Annotated in this window: 23 protein-coding genes, 1 other RNA gene and 3 pseudogenes; 18 read left to right on the top strand and 9 right to left on the bottom strand. The window is 63.7% G+C overall.

All coding sequences use genetic code 11. From position 1 onward, the window contains the following. Positions 1 to 25 precede the first annotated feature (25 nt). The gene (gene dacB, locus HZY77_RS10980; RefSeq protein ID WP_296814609.1) at positions 26 to 1,480 is read left to right on the top strand and encodes a D-alanyl-D-alanine carboxypeptidase/D-alanyl-D-alanine-endopeptidase; all 1,455 of its coding nucleotides are present in this window, start codon (positions 26 to 28) and stop codon (positions 1,478 to 1,480) included. Further along, the gene (locus HZY77_RS10975; protein ID WP_296814607.1) at positions 1,467 to 1,667 is read left to right on the top strand and encodes a hypothetical protein; all 201 of its coding nucleotides are present in this window, start codon (positions 1,467 to 1,469) and stop codon (positions 1,665 to 1,667) included. Before dacB ends, HZY77_RS10975 begins: the two co-directional genes overlap by 14 nt. 12 nt (positions 1,668 to 1,679) lie before the next feature. Here HZY77_RS10975 and HZY77_RS10970 read toward each other — a convergent pair whose 3' ends face one another. From HZY77_RS10970 to HZY77_RS10935, 8 genes are all read right to left on the bottom strand, one after another. Next, positions 1,680 to 2,222, bottom strand: a complete 543-nt coding sequence (locus HZY77_RS10970; protein WP_296814605.1) for a glycine zipper 2TM domain-containing protein — start codon at positions 2,220 to 2,222, stop codon at positions 1,680 to 1,682. A gap of 81 nt (positions 2,223 to 2,303) precedes the next feature. After that, entirely contained in the window at positions 2,304 to 2,864 is a 561-nt protein-coding gene (locus HZY77_RS10965; RefSeq protein ID WP_296814603.1) for a phosphoribosyltransferase domain-containing protein, read from the bottom strand. Between the two features lie 19 nt (positions 2,865 to 2,883). Further along, positions 2,884 to 4,116 (bottom strand): EAL domain-containing protein, encoded by a 1,233-nt coding sequence (locus HZY77_RS10960; protein WP_296814602.1) that lies wholly within the window; start codon positions 4,114 to 4,116, stop codon positions 2,884 to 2,886. 2 nt (positions 4,117 to 4,118) lie between these two features. Beyond that, a complete protein-coding gene (gene ubiD, locus HZY77_RS10955) occupies positions 4,119 to 5,582 on the bottom strand; it encodes a 4-hydroxy-3-polyprenylbenzoate decarboxylase (RefSeq protein WP_296814600.1) in 1,464 nt (487 codons plus the stop codon). Positions 5,583 to 5,592: 10 nt separating this feature from the next. Beyond that, the gene (gene rfaE2 / locus HZY77_RS10950) at positions 5,593 to 6,072 is read right to left on the bottom strand and encodes a D-glycero-beta-D-manno-heptose 1-phosphate adenylyltransferase (RefSeq protein ID WP_296768507.1); all 480 of its coding nucleotides are present in this window, start codon (positions 6,070 to 6,072) and stop codon (positions 5,593 to 5,595) included. 17 nt (positions 6,073 to 6,089) lie between these two features. Then, positions 6,090 to 6,662 (bottom strand): BON domain-containing protein, encoded by a 573-nt coding sequence (locus HZY77_RS10945; RefSeq protein ID WP_296768504.1) that lies wholly within the window; start codon positions 6,660 to 6,662, stop codon positions 6,090 to 6,092. Next, complete coding sequence (locus HZY77_RS10940) at positions 6,659 to 7,252, bottom strand: phosphoheptose isomerase (RefSeq protein WP_296814599.1); 594 nt, start codon at positions 7,250 to 7,252, stop codon at positions 6,659 to 6,661. The genes HZY77_RS10945 and HZY77_RS10940 overlap by 4 nt, the downstream gene beginning before the upstream one ends. 171 nt (positions 7,253 to 7,423) lie before the next feature. Further along, positions 7,424 to 7,774, bottom strand: a complete 351-nt coding sequence (locus tag HZY77_RS10935; RefSeq protein ID WP_296814598.1) for a YraN family protein — start codon at positions 7,772 to 7,774, stop codon at positions 7,424 to 7,426. Between the two features lie 16 nt (positions 7,775 to 7,790). Between HZY77_RS10935 and rsmI the strand changes: the two genes are divergently transcribed. Beyond that, positions 7,791 to 8,666: a 16S rRNA (cytidine(1402)-2'-O)-methyltransferase gene (rsmI, locus tag HZY77_RS10930; protein ID WP_296814596.1), complete on the top strand. Its 876-nt coding sequence runs from the start codon at positions 7,791 to 7,793 to the stop codon at positions 8,664 to 8,666. Then, the gene (gene pyrC / locus HZY77_RS10925; RefSeq protein ID WP_296814594.1) at positions 8,663 to 9,694 is read left to right on the top strand and encodes a dihydroorotase; all 1,032 of its coding nucleotides are present in this window, start codon (positions 8,663 to 8,665) and stop codon (positions 9,692 to 9,694) included. The genes rsmI and pyrC overlap by 4 nt, the downstream gene beginning before the upstream one ends. 108 nt (positions 9,695 to 9,802) lie before the next feature. Here the strand turns inward: pyrC and HZY77_RS10920 are convergent, their stop codons facing one another. Continuing rightward, positions 9,803 to 10,315, bottom strand: coding sequence for a DUF1269 domain-containing protein (locus HZY77_RS10920; protein ID WP_296768493.1), 513 nt, complete (start codon positions 10,313 to 10,315; stop codon positions 9,803 to 9,805). A gap of 96 nt (positions 10,316 to 10,411) precedes the next feature. Here HZY77_RS10920 and rnpB point away from each other — a divergent pair. From rnpB to murB, 14 genes and pseudogenes are all read left to right on the top strand, one after another. Then, positions 10,412 to 10,713: RNase P RNA component class A (gene rnpB / locus HZY77_RS10915), an RNA gene on the top strand. 269 nt (positions 10,714 to 10,982) lie between these two features. Beyond that, positions 10,983 to 11,429 (top strand): division/cell wall cluster transcriptional repressor MraZ, encoded by a 447-nt coding sequence (gene mraZ / locus HZY77_RS10910; protein WP_296814592.1) that lies wholly within the window; start codon positions 10,983 to 10,985, stop codon positions 11,427 to 11,429. Beyond that, the gene (gene rsmH / locus HZY77_RS10905) at positions 11,429 to 12,361 is read left to right on the top strand and encodes a 16S rRNA (cytosine(1402)-N(4))-methyltransferase RsmH (protein ID WP_296820896.1); all 933 of its coding nucleotides are present in this window, start codon (positions 11,429 to 11,431) and stop codon (positions 12,359 to 12,361) included. The genes mraZ and rsmH overlap by 1 nt, the downstream gene beginning before the upstream one ends. Beyond that, complete coding sequence (locus HZY77_RS10900; RefSeq protein WP_363153620.1) at positions 12,276 to 12,629, top strand: cell division protein FtsL; 354 nt, start codon at positions 12,276 to 12,278, stop codon at positions 12,627 to 12,629. Before rsmH ends, HZY77_RS10900 begins: the two co-directional genes overlap by 86 nt. Next, positions 12,626 to 14,200: pseudogene (locus tag HZY77_RS10895) on the top strand (penicillin-binding protein 2); the annotation flags it as partial. The gene HZY77_RS10900 and the pseudogene HZY77_RS10895, both read left to right, overlap by 4 nt. Positions 14,201 to 14,354: 154 nt before the next feature. Further along, positions 14,355 to 15,860, top strand: a complete 1,506-nt coding sequence (locus HZY77_RS10890; RefSeq protein WP_296814588.1) for a UDP-N-acetylmuramoyl-L-alanyl-D-glutamate--2,6-diaminopimelate ligase — start codon at positions 14,355 to 14,357, stop codon at positions 15,858 to 15,860. A gap of 94 nt (positions 15,861 to 15,954) precedes the next feature. Continuing rightward, positions 15,955 to 17,337, top strand: coding sequence for a UDP-N-acetylmuramoyl-tripeptide--D-alanyl-D-alanine ligase (gene murF / locus HZY77_RS10885; RefSeq protein ID WP_296814585.1), 1,383 nt, complete (start codon positions 15,955 to 15,957; stop codon positions 17,335 to 17,337). 1 nt (position 17,338) lies between these two features. Then, positions 17,339 to 18,424, top strand: a complete 1,086-nt coding sequence (mraY, locus tag HZY77_RS10880) for a phospho-N-acetylmuramoyl-pentapeptide-transferase (RefSeq protein WP_296661414.1) — start codon at positions 17,339 to 17,341, stop codon at positions 18,422 to 18,424. Beyond that, entirely contained in the window at positions 18,421 to 19,845 is a 1,425-nt protein-coding gene (gene murD / locus HZY77_RS10875) for a UDP-N-acetylmuramoyl-L-alanine--D-glutamate ligase (protein WP_296814581.1), read from the top strand. The genes mraY and murD overlap by 4 nt, the downstream gene beginning before the upstream one ends. Next, on the top strand, positions 19,845 to 21,002 hold the full coding sequence (gene ftsW / locus HZY77_RS10870) for a putative lipid II flippase FtsW (protein ID WP_296814578.1): 1,158 nt from the start codon (positions 19,845 to 19,847) through the stop codon (positions 21,000 to 21,002). The genes murD and ftsW overlap by 1 nt, the downstream gene beginning before the upstream one ends. After that, positions 21,002 to 22,123 (top strand): annotated as a pseudogene (murG, locus tag HZY77_RS10865) (undecaprenyldiphospho-muramoylpentapeptide beta-N-acetylglucosaminyltransferase). Before ftsW ends, murG begins: the two are co-directional and overlap by 1 nt. Continuing rightward, the gene (locus tag HZY77_RS10860) at positions 22,120 to 22,260 is read left to right on the top strand and encodes a hypothetical protein (RefSeq protein WP_296814575.1); all 141 of its coding nucleotides are present in this window, start codon (positions 22,120 to 22,122) and stop codon (positions 22,258 to 22,260) included. The pseudogene murG and the gene HZY77_RS10860 overlap by 4 nt, the downstream one beginning before the upstream one ends. After that, on the top strand, positions 22,260 to 23,669 hold the full coding sequence (murC, locus tag HZY77_RS10855; RefSeq protein WP_296814572.1) for a UDP-N-acetylmuramate--L-alanine ligase: 1,410 nt from the start codon (positions 22,260 to 22,262) through the stop codon (positions 23,667 to 23,669). Before HZY77_RS10860 ends, murC begins: the two co-directional genes overlap by 1 nt. After that, positions 23,659 to 24,624, top strand: a pseudogene (murB, locus tag HZY77_RS10850) (UDP-N-acetylmuramate dehydrogenase); the annotation flags it as partial. The gene murC and the pseudogene murB, both read left to right, overlap by 11 nt. Positions 24,625 to 24,628: the final 4 nt, after the last annotated feature.

The following is a 24,628-nucleotide window of genomic DNA, read 5'->3' as shown; positions in this document are numbered from 1 at the left end:
CGCCGGAATTCGGCATAATGTCGTCATGCCGTTTTTCCGAATCGTGTCCCGTTTCCTGTCCGGTCTGCTGTTTGCAGGCCTCGCCGTCGCGGCGCATGCCGAATCGCTTCCATCCGCCTTCACGACTGCGCTGCAACAGGCCGGCATCCCGCTCGACCACGTGGCGGTGGTGGTGCAGCCACTGGATGCGGACGAGCCATTGATCAGCCACAATGCCGACGCGGCGCTGAATCCTGCTTCCGTCATGAAACTGGTGACCAGTTTTGCGGCATTGAATCAGCTGGGTCCGGACTATGTGTGGAAGACAGATGTCTGGACGGAGGGGCCAATCAGGGATGGCGTGCTCGAAGGCGACCTGATCATCAAGGGCTACGGCGATCCTACCTTGACGCTGGAGCGGATGTGGCTGCTGCAGCGCGAACTGCGTGCACGCGGGGTGCGCCACATCCACGGCAACCTGGTGCTCGACCTGAGCGACTTCGAGTTGCCGGCCAGCGATCCGGGAGCATTCGATGGCGAGCCGCTGGCCCTGTACAACGCCGCGCCGGGCGCACTGGTTGCCAATTTCAACGCAACGACCTTGCGTCTCAAGCCCGATGGCAACGTCATCGGGATCGAACCGGATGTGGCGCTGCCCGGCGTCGCGATTCGTTCGGATATCGCGTTGACCGAGAGTGCCGCCTGCAATGGCTGGAAGGATGCACTGGCGCCGAGCATTCCCGATCCCGAGCGAAGAGAGTTGGTCGTGGGCGGGCGCTACCCGCGCGGATGCGGTGAACAGGCCTTGTCGCTGAACCTGTTTGAACCCGCGGTGACCTTCGATTTCCTGTTTCGCGGCCTATGGGCGGAAACGGGCGGTACGCTTGGCGGGCAGACCGTGCCCGGCATGGCACCGGAAACGCCGCCTCTCTTGCGTTTCGAATCACTTCCACTGACCGATGCGCTCATCCGTCTCAACAAGTATTCCAACAATCTGATGGCGCGCAACCTGTTCCTGACGCTGGGTGCCGAAGCCTATGGCCCGCCGGCGACGCCGGACAAGNGGGCTCGCGCGGTACGCGAAGACTTGGCGCAGCGCGGGATTTCAACGCGGAAGCTGGTGCTGGAAAATGGCGCCGGCCTGTCGCGCATCGAGCGCATCAGTGCGGGCGCATTGAACCAGTTGTTGCGCGCGGCCTATCGGAGCCCGCTGTTTGCCGAATTCGAGTCGGCTCTGCCCATTGCCGCGACCGATGGCACTCTGAAGCGCCGCTTCAAGGGCAGTACCCTGACCGGCAGCGCGCATCTCAAGACCGGTACCCTGCGCGATGTCAGCGCACTGGCGGGCTATGTGGATACGGCGAGCGGCCGGCGGGTGAGTTTCGTCATGCTGGTGAATCACGCCAAGGCAAACCGTAGCGAGGCGGCGCAGCGTGCGTTGCTGGAATGGGTGCAGTCGGAGATGCCTTTGGATAGCGGGGCGCGGGATGACGTTCGATAAGGTGCCCGCATGGGCGGCGTGGCTGGCACAGGATGCGGATGGGGTCTGGTGGGCCTACGAAGCCGAGCCCAACAAGCAGGATAAGGGCTGGTACGAAAACGAAGTCGGACGCATCGCGCGGCTGGGCCAGGGCGCGCCGCCGCCCGACTGGGAGGCGACCCTGACCGCCTGGCCGCCCAAGGCCTGAGACGGGTTGGAATCAGGGTTCGGCGGGCGCGTCCAGCTGCAATTGGCCGTCCTTGACCGGAATGCGCGAACCGGGCTGATGGTCCATCCGCACGTGGCCTTCCTCCTTGCCCAGGCGATAGCGCACGTCATAACCGATCGTTTTGGTATGCGATTCGTAGACGGTCTTGCAGCGCGTCTCGGTGCGGCTGACGGTGTCCTTTTCCTGCAGGTTCTTCTGTATCTGATTGCCCGCGTAGCCCCCGCTGCCGCACCGCCGACAGTGGCCAGGGTGCGCCCGNGTACCGCCGCCGATCTGGTGGCCGAGCAGACCACCTGCCACCGCGCCGATCGCCGTGCCGGCGATGCGGTTGCTGTCCTTGACGGGAGCTTGCTCGTTGACGACCACGTCATGGCATTCCTGTCGAGGCGTTTTGACGGTTTCGGTCACCGGCTTGGTGGCCAGAACCTCGGCGAATTCCGGCTTCGGATTCAGGGCCTTGTAGCCCGCTACGCCACCAATCGCCGTCACGGCGATTGCACCCAGTACGACACCCGTCAGCATGGATTTATTCATGATTTTTCCCAGGAAGATTGCGAAGGTTACTGAATTCCAAATCAAATAATAGTTCACTCGCGGTACGTTTCCGTAGCGAGGTCAGTCCGGTTGCAGCAAATCGATCCTGAAGCCGGCTTCGTATGGCGGTACGTTGCATTCGATGACGTCTGGTGGCGCGACATCGAGGCGGACACCCACGATGTCCGAGCGTACCGGCAGCTTCGCCGCCCCGCGATCCACCAATACCACGGTGCGTATTTCACCGGGCTGCTTGCGGGCCAGGTATTCCACCGCGCGCAGCATGGAATGCCCGCGATACATCACGTCGTCCACCACCAGCACGGTATGGCCTGTGAGATCGAGAGTGGTGTGCAGCGGGTTTTCCGTCAGCCGGGTTTCGGGATACAGCAGGGTGAGATCGTCGGCATAACGGGTGATCTGCAAATCGAGGCGTACGCAATCGGCGAGGCCATAGTGCGCCTGCAAGCGTGCATGCAGGCGGTCGGCCAATGGCGCGCCGCGGCGCAGGATCCCGACAAGCGCAACCCGGGTGCGTCCTGTCAGCAAACCCGCGGCCTGGCGCGCCATGTCGTCGACGATGGTGTCGAGTTGTCGGGTGGTATAGAGACAGGTTCGCTTGCCCTGGGGTTTGTCTGTCATGGTAGCGGGGTGGGGAAGTTCAGGCAGGGCTGTCTGCCACCTGGTTGGCCCATGCCATGGCTTCGATCTCTGCCGTGGTCAGATCCGAAAGCGTCAGCCCGCCAGCCTGTGCCAGCAATGCGTTGGTGTAGTCCAGGTCCAGATGCTCGACGCTTTCGACCAGTTGCAGCAGGACGCCCATTTCGCCCTCACGGCGCAGCAGGCCTGCCGCAAGACGTTCGCCTAGATTGAGTTCGTGCACGATATCGATCAGCGGCTTGTCGATGAGGCTTTCGATCAGGGACAGGATCCCGGCCATGAAGGCCTCATCGCAATAATCGGCATTGCGCTGCTGTTTGAGCGCCAGCACTTCCATCATCTTGCCGCGCGTGGCGGCGAGCAGCAGCAGGGGGCTGGGATAGACCGGGCCGCTTTGCAGGGTGAACATCAACAATTGCAGCCAGCGTTGCAATTGCTTGCGTCCCAGGACCAGGATGGCCTGCGAGACCGAAGTAATGCTGCGGTGGACGCCGCTTGCAACCGAGTTCACCAGCCGCATCAGGTTGTAGGTGAGATTGGGATGCTGCTTGAAGATCTGCTCGATCTGCACGGTGTCGGCGTCGCTCAGTACCAGGCCCAGCAACTGAATGAGTGCCATCTGGCTGGAGTCCGCCCGTTTGGCCGAGAGCACCAATGGCCGTGCAAAGTAATAGCCCTGAAACAGGTCGAATCCAAGCGAATGGCAATAAGCCGCCTGCTCGGCATGGTCGACTTTCTCCGCCAGCAGTCTCACCGGCCATTGCTTGAGCTGGTTGACGATTACACGCAACTGGTCCTGGTTATGCAACAGCAGATCGACCTTGATGATGTCGACCAGCGGCAGCAAGGGACGATAACTTTCATCGAAGATGAAATCATCCAGGGCCAGCGTGAACCCGAGCTGCTTGAGTACGCGGCAGCGTTCGATGATGGCCTCGTCGACACGGATGGTTTCGAGCAGTTCGAGCACCACCTGGGCCCGTGGCAGCAGTTCGATCATGTCGGACAGCAGCATGTCGGCACTGACATTGATGAACCCCAGTTGTGACCCCAGTACCGTTTGGACGCCCATTTCGCTGAACGCATGATGAATGACGCTCGCGGTCGCCTGCATGTCGTCGGTGACAGCGGCGCCGGAAGTGTTGCCGGCGCGGAACAGCAACTCGTAGGCGACGATGCGCTGGTTGCGGTCGAGGATGGGCTGACGGGCGAGGAAGATGTTCCGGGCAGTCATGATTACAGCCCCAGGTCTTGCCACAGCGCATCGACGCGCGCCTTGACGTTGGCATCCATCACGATCGGCGTACCCCATTCGCGGGTGGTTTCGCCGGGCCACTTGTTGGTGGCGTCGATGCCCATCTTGCTGCCGAGCCCGGACACGGGGCTGGCGAAGTCGAGATAATCGATCGGCGTGTTTTCCACCAGCAGCGTGTCGCGCGCCGGGTCGACGCGCGTGGTGAGCGCCCACATGACCTCCTTCCAGTCGCGCACGTCGACGTCGTCGTCGGTGACGAGGATGAACTTGGTGTACATGAACTGGCGCAGGAAGGACCACACGCCGAACATCACGCGCTTGGCGTGGCCGGGGTAGGCCTTCTTCATCGACACCACCGCCATGCGGTAGGAGCAGCCTTCGGGCGGCAGGTAGAAATCGACGATCTCGGGGAACTGCTTCTGCAGCAGCGGCACGAACACCTCGTTCAGTGCGGCGCCGAGGATCGCCGGTTCGTCCGGCGGCTTGCCGGTATAGGTGCTGTGATAGATCGGATCGCGCCGCAGCGTGACGCGCTCGACCGTGAAGACCGGGAAGGTTTCCTGCTCGTTGTAGTAGCCGGTGTGGTCGCCGTATGGGCCTTCGAGTGCCGTTTCTCCCGGATGGATCACGCCTTCGAGCACGATCTCGGCGGATGCCGGCACCTGCAGGTCGTTGCCGAGGCATTTCACCACTTCGGTCTTGGCGCCGCGCAGGAGGCCGGCGAACTGGTATTCCGACAGCGAATCCGGGACCGGGGTGACCGCGCCGAGGATGGTCGCCGGATCGGCGCCGAGCGCGACCGCGAGCGGGAACGGCTCCCCNGGATGGGCCAGTTGGTGTTCACGGAAATCGAGTGCGCCGCCGCGATGCGCGAGCCAGCGCATGATGAGCTTGTTCGGCCCGAGGACCTGTTGCCTGTAGATGCCGAGATTCTGGCGCTTCTTGTGCGGGCCGCGGGTGACGGTCAGCCCCCAGGTGATCAGCGGCGCGACGTCGCCCGGCCAGCAGTGCTGGATCGGCAGCTGCGACAGATCCACCTCCACGCCTTCCCGGACGATTTCCTGGCATGGTGCGCTTTTCACTTCCTTGGGCGCCATGTTCAAGACCTGTTTGAGCACCGGCCACTTGTCCCAGGCGTCGCGCAGGCCTTTCGGCGGCTCAGGTTCTTTCAGATAGGCCAGCAGCTTGCCGACCTCGCGCAGTCGGCTCGGGTCGTCCTCGCCCATCCCCAGCGCCACGCGCTTGACCGTGCCGAACAGGTTCGCCAGCACGGGCATGTCGTGTCCCTTGGGTCTTTCGAACAGCAGGGCCGGGCCGCCGGCGCGCAGCACGCGGTCGGCAATCTCGGTCATTTCCAGTTTTGGATCGACTTCGACGGCGATGCGCTTCAGCTCGCCCATTTTTTCGAGTTGTGCGATGAAGTCGCGCAGGTCGTGATAGATCATGGACGGCCGATCATGAGCGGATGCGCCGAAGAAGCGCGGTGGTCGAGGTGTGGTGCCGGAACGGGATCGAATGCACGCTGCCGCCCCAGCCGCTTACTTCCGCTGCGCCGACGATGCGGTCCGGCGTCCAGTCGCCGCCCTTCACCAGCATATCGGGGCGGATGGCGAGGATGAGGTCGAGCGGTGTATCGGCATCGAACCAGGTGACCAGGGATACGGACTCCAGCGCCGCCAGCAAGGCCATGCGGTCGTCCAGCGTATTAATCGGACGTTCGCCGCCTTTGCCCTGGCGTTTCACCGACGCATCCGAATTTACCGCGACGATCAGCGAGGCGCCCAGCGCGCGCGCCTCGGCCAGATAGGTCACATGGCCGCGATGCAGGATGTCGAAACAGCCGTTGGTGAACACCCGCGGGTGCGGCAGCTGTGCGACCCGTTCGGCCAGGTCGGCAGGGCCGCACAACTTGCGCTCGAATGCGGGTGCGTGCATCGATTGCAGCCGGGCGGTTAGTTGAGGTATTCGAACAGGGTGACGACCTTGGCCACGCCCGAGGTGGTGCGCGCGATATCCGTGGCAGCCTCGGCCTCGGTTTTCGTCACCAGTCCCATCAGGTAGACCACGCCGGCCTCGGTGACCACCTTGATTTTGGTCCCGGGTACACGCTCGTCGCGCAGCATGCGCGCCTTGACCTGGCTGGTCAGGGCGACGTCGTTGGCGTCAGAAGTCAGCGAGGTAATCCCCGATACGGTCAGCTCGTTGAATACCGTGCGTACGTCGGGAATGCCCTTGACCACGTCGCTTGCCCGCGAGCGGGTGGCCTCGTCCGGCACCTGGCCGGTGAGCAGTACCTGACGGTTATAACTGGTGGCGGAAATGTTGTCGGTCTTTTGCGGGAAGGCTTCACGCAGGCGCGCCAGCGCACGCAGCTCGATTTCCTGGTCGCTCACGTACACGCCGGCTGTGCGGCGATCCAGTGCGACCGAGGTACCGACGGCGGCACCGCCCACGACGGCGGCGGCACAACCGCCCAATTGCGACAGGACTGCGCCGATCAGCGCGACACGAATCAGTTTGTTCATTCCTCGACTCCTAATAAAACGCTGTCCACCGCATCGCACAGGCAATGGATGGTCAGCAGATGGACTTCCTGGATGCGCGCCGTGGATTCGGCGGGCACGCACAGGAAGACGTCGTCCTCCTGCATTTGTTCCGCCAGCCCGCCGCCGCTGCGTCCGGTCAGCGCGATGACATGCATGTTGCGTGCGTGGGCAGCAGCCACGCCCTGCAGCACGCTAGGCGAATTGCCGCTGGTCGAAATCGCCAGCAGGATGTCGCCCGGATGCCCGAGCGCTTTCACCTGTCGCGCAAACACCTGATCGTAGGCATAGTCGTTGGCGATCGAGGTCAAGGTCGAGGTGTCGGTGGTGAGCGCGATGGCCGCGAGACCCGGACGCTCCTGCTCGAAACGGTTGATCATTTCCGACGCGAAATGTTGGGCGTCCGCTGCCGATCCGCCATTACCGCAGGCGAGGATCTTGCCGCCCTGGGCGAGGCTGTGCACCATCAGGCGTGCCGCGCCCTCGATCGTTGGAGCAAGCGCTTCGGCAGCATCCAGCTTGGTCTGTGCCGAGGCCTTGAAATGGCCGAGAATTCTGTCGTGTAAAGGCATGGCTAGCTCGGGTGTTTCATGAATTCTCGTGATGATCGCGCAGGATTTTGTTTTGCAGGGGAATTTTGTGAGGGAGCGGCGTAGTTATTCATACGCCCGACCGAGCAAGGTTTCCATGCGGGACAAAAGACAAGCGAGGGCGCGAGTAATTTATGAAACATTCGAGCTTAATTATCCCATATCGTCGAAGGCGTTCCGGATCCATTCCGGGGCGCTGTCGCCAGACAGTGCGACCACGTCGAAACGGCACGGCGGCAGCGTTTTCAGCGTGGCCAGATATTGATGCGCGGTGGCCAGCAGCTTCTTCTGTTTGGCCGGCGTGACGCTGGCGGCAGCGCCGCCGAAATCGCTACGACTGCGCAGTCGCACTTCGATGAACACCAGCGTCGAATCATCCCGCATGATGAGGTCGATTNTTCCGAAGCGACCGCGCCAGTTGCGCGCCACGAGTTTCAGGCCTTGTGTCTTCAGGAAGGCTGCGGCGCGCGATTCGGCGGATTGGCCGAGCAGGGATTTCAACATCTGCGACAATGCAGGGATGAGTGAAAGTCCGCATCATACGCCTCTGTTTCCCGCGCTCTATGTCGTCGCCACGCCGATCGGCAATCTGGGCGACATCACGCTGCGTGCGCTCGACATCCTGCAGCGCGTGGATCGCGTGGCGGCCGAGGATACCCGTGTATCCGGACAGCTGCTGGCGCATTTCAATATCTCCAAACCGCTGATGTCCATCCGCGAGCACAACGAGCGCGAAGCCGCCGCCGGCGTGGTCGCGCGGATCGCCGCCGGCGAGGCAGTCGCCTATGTGTCGGACGCGGGTACCCCGGCCGTATCGGACCCCGGTGCGCGGCTCGTGGCAGCGGTCCGCGCGGCCGGGTTGAAGGTGGTGCCGATTCCTGGCGCGTCGGCCGTGACAACGGCGCTGTCGGCGGCCGGGGTGGAATCGGGTGCGTGGCTGTTCCACGGCTTCCTGCCACCCAAGACCGGTGCACGTCGTGCCCAGCTGCAATCGCTCGCCGCGCTGCCGGCGGCACTGGTGTTCTATGAGGCGCCGCATCGCATCGAGGAGACGCTGGCCGACATGGCGGACGTGTTCGACAGTGCACGCGGGGTGACCCTGGCGCGTGAGCTGACCAAGCGATTCGAGACCATCGTTACGCTGCCGCTTGCCGATGCGTCGGCCTGGCTCGCCGCCGACACGAATAATGTGCGTGGCGAATTCGTCGTCATCGTGCATCCGCCGGCGACCGAGGTGGCGGTCGATGCGGAAGCGATGCGCGTGCTCGACATCCTGCAGGGTGCGCTGCCGCCGACGCTTGCTGCCAAACTGGCATCGCAGATCACCGGGCGCAGCAAGGCCGAACTCTATAAAATGTCGCTGGCACTCAAGCCGCACCCGCAGGACGCAGAATGACCGACACCCTCACGATCACCCGGCCCGACGACTGGCACATCCATTTCCGCGATGGGGCGGCCATGCGGAGCGTGCTGCCCGACACCGCGCGCGTGTTCGGCCGTGCCATCGCCATGCCCAATCTGAAACCCNCGGTGGTGAACGTGGCCGACGCCGCGGCCTACCGCGACCGTCTGCTCGCAGCATCAGGTGCCGCCGCATTCGATCCCTTGATGACGCTTTATCTCACCGACAGCACCCAGCCGGACGAAATCCACCGAGCGCGCGCCAGCGGCTTCGTGCATGCCGTCAAATACTATCCGGCCGGTGCGACGACGAATTCCGATTCCGGCGTCACCGAGCTGGTGAAGGCCTATCAGGCGATCGCGGCGATGGAGGAGGCGGGCATGCCGCTGCTGTTGCATGGCGAAGTGGTCGATGCAGAGGTCGACGTGTTCGACCGCGAAGCCGTGTTCATCGAGCGCCACCTTATACGGCTCATGAACGATTTTCCGCGCCTGAAGATCGTGCTGGAGCACATCACCACACGTCAGGCTGCCGAGTTCGTGGCGACGGCGCCGGCCAATGTTGCCGCGACGATCACCGTGCACCACTTGCTGTATAACCGCAACGCCATGTTCCGCGGCGGCATCCGCCCGCACATGTATTGCCTGCCGGTACTGAAGCGCGAACAGCATCGCCAGGCACTGGTTGCGGCGGCCATCTCGGGCAACCCGAAATTCTTTCTCGGCACCGATTCCGCACCGCATGCGGTCGGCGCCAAGGAGGCCGCATGCGGTTGCGCGGGCATCTATTCAGCGCATGCCGCGATCGAGCTGTATGCCGAGGCGTTCGAGGATGCCGGTGCGCTCGATCGTCTGGAAGCCTTCGCCAGTTTCTATGGTGCAGATTTCTACGGCTTGCCGCGCCATGCTGACACGATCACGCTACGCCGTGAGAACTGGATGGCCCCAGCCCGTCTCGAGCTGGGCGACGAGGCGCTGATCNCGCTGCGCGCCGGCGAGACGATCCGCTGGCGCGTGGTCTGACAAAAACGGCAGACCAGGGAAGTCTGCCGCGGCGGAAGCGGCGTCAGCGTTGGCGGCTGACTGCTTCCAGATGTCGCGCAGCATTGCGCTACGCGCGGGGAGGAGGCGTTACGGGAACGCCGGGATGGTGGGTTCGATGCCGGAACTCAAGGCTTCGGGGTGGTATGCGGCGATCAGTTTCTTGATTTCATCGACCCGCCCGGACGGTACGTCGACCATCATCAGAATGCGCCCTGAGGCAATGGCCGACTCGAAGGATTTCAGCCGCGAATTGGGGATGGCGCTGGCTACCATGCTGGCGACCCAGGCGCCGAACGCTGCGCCGATCAAGGCCGTGAGCAGGATGGTCACCAGTTGCAGGTCCACGCCCGCAGGCGGAAACACCACGGCAACCAGCCCGGCGATAATGCCGATGCCGCCACCGACCGCCAATCCCGTCTCGGCACCGTGGACAAAATCGGTTTTCTGAAGGATCGAGGCTTCGTGCAGACCGGGTAGGGAGATGCCATCCCGGGCCAGAACATGAATATGGCCATCCTCGATGCGGGCCAGCAGAAGTTCGTTGTGGATCTGTCGGGCGCTCGCCACGTCCGGCACCATGAAATACAGTCGTCTTCTCATGATGGCTCTCCTGGCGGGGGCAAGATTGTCCCCGGATACCTTGGATTAGCAAATTAGCGGATGCAGTCAAGTTAAAGTTCTATAATTCGGAGTGGAAAAGCAGGTCAGGCAACCGCTGTCCTCTAGCCCGTTGGGCGTGAGGGGAGAGGAAAGTCCGGGCTCCACAGAGCAGGATGCCGGCTAACGGCCGGACGCCGCGAGGCGAGGAATAGGGCCACAGAGACGAGCGTATTCAGTTACGGTGAAACGCGGTAACCTCCATCCGGAGCAACACCAAATAGGCAGGCGATGAAGCGGCTCGCTGAGTCTGCGGGTAGGTGGCTTGAGCCGGCCAGCAATGGCTGGCCTAGAGGAATGGTTGCCCACGACAGAACCCGGCTTATCGGCCCGCTTTTCCACTTTTCATTCAATTCAATCACTTAGCTTTTTTTCCTAAAACCATAGGTAGAAAAGACTGCTAAGTGGCGGTTTTTCCAGAAACTTATCCACAACCCAAAACCACCCCTAAGTCCTTGAGACGTAGGGGTTTTTTGTGTCTGTCGGCTTGACCCCCAAAACTATCCCCTATAGTGGGTGTAAGTGGTGATTGGTGGGAAGTTGTGGGAGAATGCGCCCGTCCAATCACAATCAAATTCAGCCGGATTGGGTTTCAAAGAACTGGGGGAGCATGTTTCGGNGGGTCGCAACGGTCAGTCTGGATAGCAAGAACCGGCTCGTGGTGCCGGCGCGCTATCGCGACGCCCTTCTGGTGAACGGAGGCGGTCGCGTGGTGATCACGGCCGATCCCAGCCAGTGCCTGCTGCTCTATCCCTTGCCCGAGTGGGAACCGATCGAAAAGAAGCTCAACGGCTTGTCCGATTTCAATCCCCGTACCCGCAGCCTCAAACAATTGCTTGTCGGCTATGCGCACGACATGGACATGGACGGCGCCGGCCGTGTGCTGCTGCCGCCCATGCTGCGCAAGTTTGCCGAGCTCGACAAGAACGTCGTGCTGGTGGGACAGGGCAGCAAGATTGAGTTGTGGAACGAGGCGCGTTGGGAAGCGCAGGTGTCGCAGGCGCTGAGTTTCAGCGACGACGTGCTGCCGCCCGAATTGGAGGGATTTACGTTGTGATGGAGCCCGCCCATGTGCCGGTGCTGGCACAGGAGGCGGTGGCGGCGCTGGCGATCAAGCCCGATGGCGTGTATGTCGACGCGACGTTCGGACGCGGCGGCCATAGCCGGCTGATCCTGGCGCAGTTGGGCGCGCGGGGGCGTCTGGTCGCGCTGGATCGCGACCCCGATGCCATTCACGTTGGCCGCACCCTGAAGGACGTCCGGCTGACGCTGGTACAGAGTACGTTTTCGCGCTTGGGCGCGGTGCTGGATGAATTGGGCATAGGGCAGGTGGACGGGATTTTGCTGGATATCGGCGTGTCGTCTCCGCAACTCGACGATGCGACGCGTGGATTCAGTTTTCGCTTCGATGCCCCGCTCGACATGCGCATGGATCCGGGGAGTGGGCTGTCGGCTGCAGACTGGCTGGCGACGGCGGCAGAGGAGGAGATCAGTGAAGTCATCCGCACCTATGGGGAAGAGCGGTTTGCTAAATCGATTGCGCGCGCGCTTGTTGCGGCACGGCAAAAAGAGGCCATCCGCAGCACCGGGCAGCTGGCGAATCTCATCGCCGCAACGGTCAAGAAACGCGAACCGGGGCAACACCCGGCGACCCGCAGCTTCCAGGCTATACGGATTTATCTCAACCGCGAGCTTGAAGAACTGAGCATCGTGTTGCCGCAATGCGTGGACAGGCTGCAGCCCGGCGGCCGGCTTGTCGTCATCAGTTTCCATTCGCTCGAAGATCGCATCGTCAAGCGTTTCATGCGCGACGAGTCGCAGGGTGAACAGGCGCCGCGCCGGCTGCCGATACCGGCTGCCATGCTGAAACCGGGGCGTCTGAAGCGCGTGGGTCGTGCCCAGCATGCAAGCGATGCCGAAATCGCAGTCAACCCGCGTGCGCGTAGCGCCGTATTGCGGGTGGCGGAGCGTATGGGCGAAACGACATGAGCCGCCTCAACGTCGTCCTCGCATTGGTGCTGGTGGCGTGTGCGCTGGCGGTGATCCAGGCGCAGCACCGTGCACGCACGTATTTTGTCGAGCTGGAGCGCCTGAAAAAGAGGCGCGCGTGCTGGATGAGCAATGGGGGCAATTGCAGCTGGAGCAAGGCACCTGGGCCAATCCGGCACGGGTCGATACGCTTGCAAGGACCCGGCTGGGCCTGATTGCGCCGCCGCATGATCGTGTGCGCATCGAAACGCTGACGAACGCGCCATGAATTACCATTCGCGCAAACTGCTCAAGCTGAATCTCGCTCCCTGGCGCATGGCGACGGTGGGCGGTCTGCTGCTTGCCGGGTTGACGGTGGTGGCCGGGCGCGCCTTCTATCTGCAGGGTCTCAATACCGATTATTTGCAGGGCAAGGGCGATGCGGTGGCCAATCGCAACCTTACGCTGCCGGCGCACCGTGGGCAGGTGACCGACCGCTACGGTCAGTTGCTGGCGATCAGTACGCCAGTCGAATCCCTGTGGGCGCGCGCGACCGAACTCAATCTGTCGGCAGACCAGCGCGCGCATTTGGCCAGAGTGCTCGAGATTTCGCCGTCGGAGCTGACAAAAATCCTGGCGCACAAAACGCGCGGCGAATTCAGCGTGCGCCGTCCCGTTACTCCGGAGCAGGCCGTCAAGATCGCCGCCATGGGGTTGCCGGGCCTGACGCTGCGGCGCGAATACCGCCGTTACTATCCGGCGGGTGCGGTCACTGCGCAGGTGGTGGGCTTCACCAATGTGGACGACAAAGGGCAGGAAGGCGTCGAGCGCGCCTACCAGGACTGGCTGGCCGGGCGCGCGGGCGAGCGCCAGATCCTGCGTGACCGTCACGGCAACACCATTCGCGATCTGGCGCCGATCAAGACCGCGCAGATGGGCGGCAATCTGACCCTATCGCTCGATCTCAAGATCCAGTATCTGGCATACCGGGAACTGGCGGCGGCAATCGAGAAGCACAAAGCCAAGGGCGGCAGCATCGTGGTACTCGATGCCAAGACCGGCGAGATCCTCGCGCTGGTGAACCAACCGGTTTTCAATCCCAACAACCGCCAGAACTACAAGCCGGACCTGATGCGCAACCGCGCGGTAATCGACACCTTTGAACCGGGGTCCACCGTCAAGCCCTTCGTCGCGGCAGCGGTACTGGAGCGGGGCCTGTTCCGTCCGGACAGCGTGATCGAAACGCCGGACAACTTCCGCGTCGGAAACAAGCTGGTGCACGATGAACATCACCACGATCACCTGACGGTGACGCAGATCATCCAGATATCGAGCAATGTCGGCGCCGCCAAAATGGCGATGACGTTGACGCCACAGCAACACTGGGAAGTGCTTCACCGCGCCGGCTTCGGCCAGTTGCCGGGTTCGGGCTTCCCGGGTGAGACTGCCGGACGGCTGCGCGATCCGGCGACCTGGAAGCCGGTCGAACAGGCCACCATGGCGTATGGCTACGGACTGTCGGTCAGTCTGCTGCAACTGACCCGGGCCTACATGGCGTTTGCCAACGACGGCGAAGTCATGCCGCTGTCTTTCCTCAAGCGCGAGCCGCAGGAGATCGTCGGCGAGCGGGTGTTCTCTCCAGCCGTGGCACGGGAAGTGCGCGCGATGATGGAGACCGTGACTCAGGAAGGCGGTACCGGGACATTGACCCGGGTGCCGGGTTATCGCGTAGCCGGCAAAACCGGTACCGCACACAAGCTCGTCAATGGCCATTACGCACCGGACCGTTATCTGGCCTCCTTCGTCGGCATGGCGCCGGCGTCGAATCCGCGTCTCATCATCGGCGTGGCGATCGACGAGCCGTCGGATGGCGTGTATTACGGCGGCAGTGTCGCAGGGCCTGTCTTCGCGCAGGTCATGGCAGCGAGCCTGCGCCTGCTCGGGCTGCCGCCTGATGCGCCGGAAACCGAAACGAAGATGACCGAGAATGCCGTGTCGGCCAAGGGGGCGCGTGATGGCGACGGCCGGCTCGCATCCCGTTTCCGGCCTGGCCGCATCCCAGGCTATCCACGAGACGGTGCCGCATATTCTGGAACGGCTCGGGATCGCCGTCGGCGAACTCACCAGCGACAGCCGCAAGGCCGTGCCCGGTACGGTGTTTGCCGCTTACCCCGGCGAGGCGCGCGACGGGCGGGATTTCATTGCGCAAGCCGTGGCGCGGCGTGTCGACGGCGTGTTGTGGGAAGCGGACCATTACCAGTGGGATCCGGCGCTGGACATCCCCAACGCCGGCGTGGTCGGGTTGAAGACCCGTATCGGCGAAATCGCCGCGCACGTGTATGGCGAGCCTTCGCGCGCGCTGCACATGGTCGGCGTCACCGGCACCAACGGCAAGACCTCGGTGGCGCACTGGGTGGCACAGGCCTTCACGCAACTGGGGCGCAAGGCGGCTGTCGTCGGCACTGTCGGCAACGGCTTTCCGCCTGTCGGAGGCAAGCCCGGCGCGCTGACGCCTGCACTCAACACCACGCCCGACGCCATCGAATTGCAGCAGCGCCTTGCGGCGTACCGGCAGCAGGGCGCGGTCGCCTGTGCAATGGAAGTCTCGTCGCACGGGCTCGCGCAGGGCCGTGTCAACGGCACACGCTTCAATGTCGCCGTGCTGACCAATCTGTCGCGCGACCACCTCGACTACCACGGCAGCATGGAGAACTATGCCGACGCCAAGGCCCGGCTGTTCAGCTGGCCCGGGCTGCAATGGGTCGTGGTCAACGTCGACGACGAGTTCGGGCGGCGGCTGGAAAGCGAAACCCGGCCCGCGCGCGTCGCCGGATACGGATTCCAGCGCGGTGCGGTGGTAGCGGAAAAATTGCATCTATCCCAGGCCGGTCTGCACCTGCGGGTTCATACCGACTGGGGCAATGCCGAGTTCGATGTGCCGCTGCTGGGGCGTTTCAATGCAGCCAATCTGCTGGCTGTGCTCACCACCCTGCTGGTTTCGGACGTGAAGCTGGACGATGCCTGCCAGGCATTGACCCATGTCACGCCGCCGCCGGGACGGATGCAGACGCTTGGTGGCGATGTGCATCCCCTGGTGGTCGTGGATTATGCCCATACGCCCGATGCGCTGGAAAAAGTGCTTGCCACGCTGCGTGAAATCGCCGGCGGCGGGCGTTTGATCTGCGTCTTCGGCTGCGGTGGCAATCGTGACAAGGGCAAGCGTCCGTTGATGGGACGGGCCACCGCCAAAGGCGCGGATGAAGTCTGGGTCACCAGCGACAATCCACGCAACGAAGACCCGCATCACATCATTCAAGACATTCTCGCCGGGATGAACGGCAAGCCGCATGTCGAGCCCGATCGCGCGCGCGCGATCTTCGAGGCCATCGGCGGCGCGCATCAAGGCGATGTGGTGCTGATCGCCGGCAAGGGTCATGAGGACTACCAGGAAGTTGCGGGCGAGCGCCTGCCATTCTCCGACGTGGCCGTGGCGAAGAAGGCACTGGAGGCGTGGACATGAGCGACCGAGCCTGCGCAGTTGCGAGCACCGCGAATGGCCACCTGCGCCGACGTGCTGCAATCGGCTATGGGGCAAACCTGACGGAGGCGTGGACATGATGCGTCTTTCCGAAGCCGCCGCCATGCTGGGCGTACCGTTTGCGGGTGAGGATGCCGAGGTGCTGCGCATCGCCACCGATAGCCGGACGATCCGGCCGGGCGATCTCTTCATCGCGTTGCGCGGCGAAAAATTCGACGGCGGCAGGTTTGCCGGCCAGGCGCTGGGGCAGGGCGCGGTCGGCGTGGTGCTCGACCCGGTCCAGGCACCCGATGTGACCGCCGCCATCCGTGTCGACGATACCCGCCGGGCATTGGGCAAGCTGGCGGCCGCCTGGCGCGGACGCTTCGCCGTTCCGGTGGTCGCCATCACCGGCAGCAACGGCAAGACCACGGTCAAGGAAATGCTGGCGGCGATCCTGCGGGCGGAAGCCGGATCGGACGCCGCCGTGCTCCATACCGAAGGCAATCTCAACAACGACATCGGCCTGCCGCTGATGCTGTTGCGCCTGCGCGAGTCGCATCAATACGCCGTACTGGAAATGGGCATGAACCATGCAGGCGAAATCGACTATCTGACGCGCCTGGCCGCGCCCGATGTGGCAGTGGTCAACAACGCCCTGTCCGCACACATCGGCTTTCTCGGTTCGATCGAGAATATCGCACGCGCCAAGGGCGAGATATTCAATGGCCTGTCGGATGCCGGTATCGCAGTGTTCAACGCCGATGATCCGCATGCCTGGCTGTGGCGCGAAGCCAATGCGCACCGCTGCGTGATCGACTTCGGCATCAGGCAGCCGGCTGCGGTGCGCGGGCACTACCAGCCGTGCGATTTCGGCTCGGTGCTGACCCTCACGCTACCCAATGCCACACTGGAAATCAGCCTACAGGTGCCGGGCGAGCACAACGCAATGAATGCGCTCGCCGCGGCGGCGGCCGCCTTTGCACTCGACATCAGCCACCGCAGCATCGTCGCCGGGCTGTCGGGATTCGGCGGCGTCAAGGGTCGCCTGCAGAAGAAGCCCGCACTGCACGGCAGCACCTTCATCGACGACACCTACAACGCCAATCCCGATTCGGTTAAGGCCGCATTGGCCGTGCTGACGCAACAGGCCGGCAAGAAAGTGCTGGTGCTGGGTGACATGGGCGAACTGGGCAGCGACGCCGCGGCGATGCACGCTCAGATCGGGCAGGCGGCACGCGAAGCCGGCGTCGATAGGCTGCTGGCGCTGGGCGAACTGACGAAGGAAACCGTCGGGGCCTTCGGCGCCGGTGCAATGCATTTCGAACGTATCCAGGAACTGCTTGCCGAACTCGAAAACGCACTCACGCCCGACACTACCGTGCTGGTGAAAGGCTCGCGTTTCATGCAGATGGAACGTGTGGTCAACAGTTTTATGGAAGACCCGGCTCCTTCGCAGCCGGGGCACGAGGGACACTGACATGCTCCTGTGGCTGTTTCAGCATCTAGGCCAGGACGTTCGGGTATTCAACGTCTTCAACTACCTGACGCTGCGTGCCGTGCTGGCCACGCTCACCGCGCTGACGATCTCCTTCATCGTCGGCCCGGCCGTGATTCGCAAGCTCACTGCGCTGAAAATCGGCCAGTCGGTGCGCAGCGACGGCCCGCAAACCCATCTGGTCAAGGCCGGCACGCCGACCATGGGCGGCGCGTTGATCCTGGTCTCGGTCGCCGTGACCACGCTGCTGTGGGCGGACCTGTCCAACGACTATGTGTGGCTGGCCTTGCTTACCCTGCTGGGTTTCGGCGTCATCGGCTGGGTCGACGACTGGCGCAAGGTCGTCGAGAAGAACTCGCGCGGCCTGCCCTCGCGCTGGAAATATTTCTGGCAGTCGGTGATCGGCCTCGCGGTCGCGGCCTACCTGTGGCACACGGCCAGCCTGCCGGCGCACACCGAGCTCATCATTCCCTTCCTCAAGCACGCCACGGTCCCGTTGTCGGCGGTGGGCTTCATCGCGCTGACCTATTTCGTCATCGTCGGCTCCAGCAACGCGGTCAACCTGACCGACGGCCTCGATGGCCTGGCGATCCTGCCGACCGTGATGGTGGCATCCGCCCTGGCGATCTTTGCCTACGTCGCGGGCAACGCGGTGTTCTCGAAATACCTCGGCCTGCCGCACGTGCCCGGTGCGGGCGAGCTCGCGGTGTTCTGTTCGGCGATGGCGGGTGCGGGGCTGGCCTTCCTGTGGTTCAACGCCTATCCGGCGGAAGTGTTCATGGGCGACGTCGGCGCGCTGGCGCTGGGTGCGGCGCTCGGCGTGGTCGCCGTCATCGTGCGGCAGGAAATCATCCTGTTCATCATGTGCGGCGTGTTCGTGGTGGAAACCCTGTCGGTCATGGTGCAGGTTGCCTCGTTCAAGCTCACCGGCAAACGCGTGTTCCGCATGGCGCCGATCCACCATCACTACGAACTGAAAGGCTGGAAGGAGAACCAGGTGGTGGTGCGTTTCTGGATCATCAGCATGATGCTGGTGCTGATCGGCCTGTCGAGCCTGAAGCTGAGATGAACTACGACAGCCTGAACCTTTCTGGCAAACAGGTCCTGGTGCTCGGCCTCGGCGACACCGGACTGTCATGCACCCGCTGGCTGGCGGCGCGTGGCGCCCAGGTGAGCGTGGCCGACAGCCGCGCGACGCCGCCGCATGCTGCGCGTCTGGCGGAATGGCTGCCGCAGGTGCCGCTCTTTACCGGTCCGTTCGACGATGCCCGTCTACTGGCGGCTGACATGCTGGTGCTCAGCCCGGGCGTGCCGTTGGCCGAACCGGCTGTCGCGCGTGCCGTCGCTGCAGGCGTCGAGGTGGTGGGTGATGTGGAACTGTTCGCCCGCGCGATCCATGCACTCAACACCGAGCGTGCCGCGTCGACCGATTCAAGCGGCCCGATGCGGGTGATCGCCATCACCGGCAGCAACGGCAAGAGCACCGTCACCTCGATGTGCGGCGACATGTGCCGCACGGCTGGGCTGACCACTTGCGTGGCTGGCAATATCGGCCTGCCGGTGCTGGATGCACTGGCCGAAATCGAACAAGGCATCGCCCCTGCACCCCAGGTGTGGGTACTGGAATTGTCGAGCTTCCAGCTCGAGACGACCACCAGCCTCAACGCCGATGCCGCCACGGTGCTCAACGTGTCGGAAGACCACATGGATCGCTATCCCGACATGGACGCTTACGCCGCTGCCAAGGCACGCATCTATGGTGGCGTCGGCGTGCAGGTGGTGAACCGCGACGATGCACGCAGCCTCGCCATGGCACGACCTGGCCGTCACGTGGTCAGCTTCGGTCTGGATCGCTGCCCGAGGGGCGAGAACTTCGGTTTGTGCGAGGACGAGCTCTGCCTGGGCGGCGACATGCTGATGCCCTTGTCCGCGCTGCCGGTGGCCGGGCTGCACAACGCGGCCAATGCGCTGGCGGCCCTGGCGCTGACCCGCGCGCTGGATTTGCCGATGGAGGCCTTGTTGCGCGGTCTGTTGCATTTCAAGGGACTGCCGCACCGGGTGGAAAAGGTCGCCGAGATCGAGNGGGTGATCTACTACGACGACTCGAAAGGCACCAATGTCGGCGCCACCGAGGCCGCGCTGTATGGCATGGGCAATCGCAAGGCGGTGGTGATCCTGGGCGGCGACGGCAAGNGGCAGGATTTCAGCCCGCTCAAGGCGGCAGTGGAAGCCAATGCCCGTGCCGTGGTGCTGATCGGGCGCGACGCTCCGCTGATCGATGCCGCCATCGCAGGTTGCGGCGTCGACGTTTATGCGGCCACGAGTCTTGCCGATGCGGTAGGCCAGGCGCAGCGTCTCGCCCATCCCGGCGATGCCGTCCTGCTGTCGCCCGCCTGCGCCAGCTTCGATATGTTCCGCAACTACGTTCATCGCGCCGAAGTGTTCGTTGCCGCCGTGAACAAGCTGGCGGCTGAAAGGGCAGCGAACTGATGCTCTATGCCGCGCGTGCGCCAAAACCCAGTGCCGAGCTCGATTTCAGCCTATTGTGGCTGGCCATGGGCCTGCTGGCGATCGGCCTAGTGATGGTCTATTCCGCGTCGATCGCGATCGCCGAAGCCGCTCGTTATACCCATCACAACGGCGAGTACTACCTGCTGCGGCAGGGCATTTTCATCGCCATGGGCGTCGGGGTCGGCATCGCCGCGTTCCGGGTGCCGATGCGCGTGTGGCAGCAGGCAGCTCCCTATCTCTTTCTGGCCGGCCTGCTGTTGCTGGTGGTCGTGCTGATCCCGCATATCGGTCGTGAGGTCAACGGCAGCCGGCGCTGGATTCCGCTCGGTTTTGCCAACCTGCAGCCCTCGGAACTGATGAAATTCCTTGCCGTGTTGTATGCGGCCGACTACACCACGCGCAAGGCCGCCTTCATGCATGACTTCAAGAAGGGGTTTCTGCCGATGGCCGCGGTGATGATGCTGGCCGGTGCCCTGTTGCTGCGCGAGCCGGATTTCGGCGCCTTCGTCGTCATCGTCTCGATCGCCATGGGCATTCTGTTTCTCGGCGGCCTCAACTGGAAGGTATTCGCCGGACTGGTGGTGGTGCTGCTGGTCGGGTTTGCCCTCCTGATCCTGACCTCGCCGTATCGTCTGCAGCGCGTGCTCGGCTTCATGGATCCGTTCGCCGACCCGTATGGCAAGGGTTACCAGCTGTCGCACGCCCTGATCGCCTTCGGTCGTGGCGAGTGGCTGGGCCTGGGCCTGGGCGGCAGCATCGAAAAACTGTTCTACCTGCCGGAGGCGCACACCGATTTCCTGATGGCCGTGATCGCCGAGGAGTTCGGTTTCGTTGGTGTCGTCGTGGTAATCGGTCTGTTTGGCTGGCTCATCGTCAAGGCCTTCCTGATCGGCCACCGTGCAGCCCAGCTCGAGCGCAATTTCTGTGCACTGGTGGCGCAGGGCATCGGGATCTGGATCGGTGTGCAGGCGCTCATCAACATGGGCGTGAACGTCGGCCTTCTGCCCACCAAGGGGCTCACGCTGCCGTTCCTGTCGTTCGGCGGTAGCGGCATCATCGCCAACTGCCTGGCGGTCGCCATCCTGTTGCGCATCGACTGGGAACACCGGCAGATGATGCGGNGAAAAACCTTCTGATGGCTGCCCTGAACCGTACGCTCATGGTCATGGCCGGCGGCACCGGCGGTCACGTCTACCCGGCGCTTGCGGTGGCCGACGCGCTGCGCGCGCGGCTGGGAGGTATTCTGGCTCGGTACGCGCGCCGGGCTGGAAGCGCGCGTAGTCCCGGCGGCGGGCATCGACATGGTGTGGGTCAGCATGGGTGGCGTGCGTGGCAAGGGCCTGCTGAAAAAGCTGCTGTTGCCGGCCACCCTGCTGGTCGCCTTCTGGCAGAGCCTCGTCGCCATCCTCAAGCGCCGCCCCGATGTCGTGCTCGGCATGGGCGGCTATACCGCCTTCCCCGGCGGCATGATGGCGAGCCTGCTCAACCGGCCCCTGGTCATCCACGAACAGAATTCGATCGGCGGCCTCACCAACCGGGTGCTGGCTTGTCTTGCAGACCGTGTGCTGACGGCTTTTCCCAAGGTATTCACTCATGCGCACGACAAACCGATTCCATGCCGTCATGCGACGAGCGAATGGGTGGGTAACCCAGTACGGAGCGACATTGTCGCTCTGGCAAACGAACAGCGCACCGACATTGCCGCCACCACGCCGATGGCGCATAGCGGACCGCTACGCCTGCTGGTGGTCGGTGGCAGTCTCGGCGCACAGGCCCTGAACGAACGGGTCCCGCAGGCGCTGGCCCTGCTGCCTGCGGACCAGCGTCCGCAGGTCGTCCATCAGTCCGGCCGTCAGCACCTGGATGCGCTGCGTGCGAATTATGCCGCCGCCGGCGTCGAGGCCGAGGTGCGCGATTACATCGAGGACATGGCTGCCGCCTACCGCGACTGCGATTTCGCCATCTGCCGTGCCGGTGCGATGACCGTGGCCGAACTGGCCTGTGCCGGCGTGCCTGCGGTGCTGGTGCCTTTCCCTTTGCGGTGGACGACCACCAGACCGGCAACGCCGAGTTCCTGTCCGAAGCAGGCGCGGCGTGGCTGATCCAGCAGAAGGATTTGACTGCGGAAAAGCTGGCGGAACTAATCGGCAGCCTCGATCGCGCCAGCCTCGCTGCGATGTCGGGCAAGGCACGCGCGCTGGCAAAACCCGACGCCACCGCCCACGTCGCCGATATTTGCGAGGCGCTAGCCAAATGAAACACGCCATCAAACACAGCCATTTCGTGGGCATGGTCGATCCGAGCAGGGAGCAGGGATCCCGCTTGCGGGATGCGACCGGCCGCGAGGGGCGCCGGATGTCCACATCGGGCGGTGGCAAGGGAGGTCGCGGCTGATGAAGCATGCCGTCAAACACATCCATTTCGTGGGCATCGGCGGCGTCGGCATGAGTGGCATCGCCGAAGTGCTGCTGAACCTGGGTTATAGCGTGTCGGGTTCGGACCTGGCCGACAACGCGGTAACGCAGCGGCTGGCCGGCCTGGGCGCGCGCATCCATCGCGGCCATGCGGCGGAGAATATCGTCGATGCCGATGCTGTCGTCACTTCGACCGCAGTACAGGAAGACAACCCCGAGGTCATCGCTGCGCGCGAGAAGAAGATTCCCATCGTGCCGCGCGCACTGATGCTGGCCGAACTGATGCGACTGCAGCGGGGCATTGCGATTGCCGGCACGCACGGCAAGACCACCACCACCAGCCTGGTCGCCAGCATCCTCGGCGAGGCCGGCATGGACCCGACCTACGTCATCGGCGGCAAGCTCACTGCGGCCGGCACCAACGCGCGGCTCGGCAAGGGCGATTTCCTGGTGGCCGAGGCCGACGAGTCCGACGCGTCCTTTCTCTATCTCACGCCGGTGATCGCGATCGTCACCAACATCGACGCCGATCACATGGATACCTATGGCCATGATTTCGAGCGCCTGAAAACCGCCTTCGTCGATTTCTGCCAGCGGCTTCCTNTCTACGGTATGGCGGTGCTGTGCATCGACGATCCGCACGTGCGCGAGATCCTGCCGCGCATCACCAAGCCGATCACGACCTACGGTCTGGACGAGTCGGCGCAGGTGCGTGCGGTCAATCCGCGCTTCGAGCGCGGCCAGATGCGTTTCACGGTCAAGCGCGAAGGCATGGCCGATCTCGACGTGATGCTGAATCACCCGGGCATGCACAACGTGCTGAATGCGCTGGCGGCGATTGCCGTGGCGAGCGAAGTCGGTGCCGATGATGCCGCCATCGTCAAGGCGCTTGCCGAGTTCCATGGCGTGGGCCGCCGCTTCCAGCGTTACGGCGAGTTGTCCGCGAAGGATGGCGGGAAGTATTGCCTGGTCGACGACTATGGCCATCATCCGGTCGAGATGGCCGCCACGCTCGCCGCAGCGCGCGGTGCCTTTCCCGGCCGGCGTCTGGTGCTGGTGTTCCAGCCGCATCGTTTCACGCGCACGCGCGACTGCTTCGAAGATTTCGTGAAAGTGCTGTCGGAAACCGACGTCCTGGTATTGACCGAGGTGTACCCGGCCGGCGAGGCCNCCATCGTGGCGGCCGATGGCCGCGCGCTGGCGCGCGCGGTGCGGGTGGCAGGCAAGGTCGAGCCGGTGTTCGTGGAAAACGTGACCGATGTCCCGGCCACGGTGCGCGATCTCGCGCAGGCGGGCGACGTGGTGCTGGTGATGGGGGCCGGCAGTATCGGCCAGGTGGCGCCCGCACTGGGTTCGGAATCCGCCGGGAGGACAAACCATGCGGCATGACTACCGTATGAGCGAAGTCGACATGGCGGGCGGGGGCGCACCCGTCCTGCGCGGGCACTTCCTCTACAACGAACCGATGAAGAAGCATGTGTCGTGGCGCGCTGGCGGTGCCGCGCAACGCGTCTACATTCCGGCCGATCTCGAGGATCTGACCTGGCTGGTCCGTTCGGTCCCGGCGCACGAAAGCGTTCACATGGTGGGTTTGGGCAGCAATCTGCTGGTGCGTGACGGCGGGGTCGCCGGCGTGGTGATCCTGTTGCACGGCGTGCTGAGAAAACTGGCCATCGAAAGCCGTACGCATGGACTGCCGCCGGCACCGGCAGATGTCGACACTGCCTTGGTGTACGCCCAGGCAGGCGTCGCCTCGCCCAAGCTGGCACGTTTTGCCGCCAACCACGATCTCGTCGGCGGCGAGTTCTGGGCCGGCATTCCGGGCACCGTCGGCGGTGCCATCGCCATGAACGCCGGCTGCTACGGCAGCGAAACCTGGGACAAGCTGGTGCAGGTACAAACCCTGGATCGCGATGGCCAGTTGAACGAACGGTTGCCGGATGAATATGTGACCGGCTACCGCCATGTCGCGCTGAAGCTTCCGCATCAGGAATGGTTCATCGGCGGCTGGTTCCGCCTCGCGCGTGGCGATGGCGCGGCTTCGCGCGAAATCATCAAGGACTTGCTGNAAAAACGCATTGCCTCGCAGCCGCTGAATCTGCCCAACGCCGGTTCGGTGTTCCGCAATCCCNCTGGCGACTATGCGGCCCGGCTGGTCGAGACCTGTGGCCTCAAGGGTTTCAGGATCGGTGGCGCGCAGGTGTCGACCAAGCATGCCAACTTCATCGTCAATACAGGCAACGCCACGGCAGCCGACATCGAGCGACTGATCGAGCATGTGGAAGAGACCGTGGAGACGCGCACCAATGTGCGGTTGATCCGCGAAGTGAGAATTATTGGAGAANCGT

It is taken from the genome of Thiobacillus sp., assembly GCF_013693775.1.
Lineage (GTDB): Bacteria > Pseudomonadota > Gammaproteobacteria > Burkholderiales > Thiobacillaceae > Thiobacillus.
Note: the sequence above shows the minus strand (reverse complement) of the source record. Positions and strands in the feature narration are given on the sequence as shown.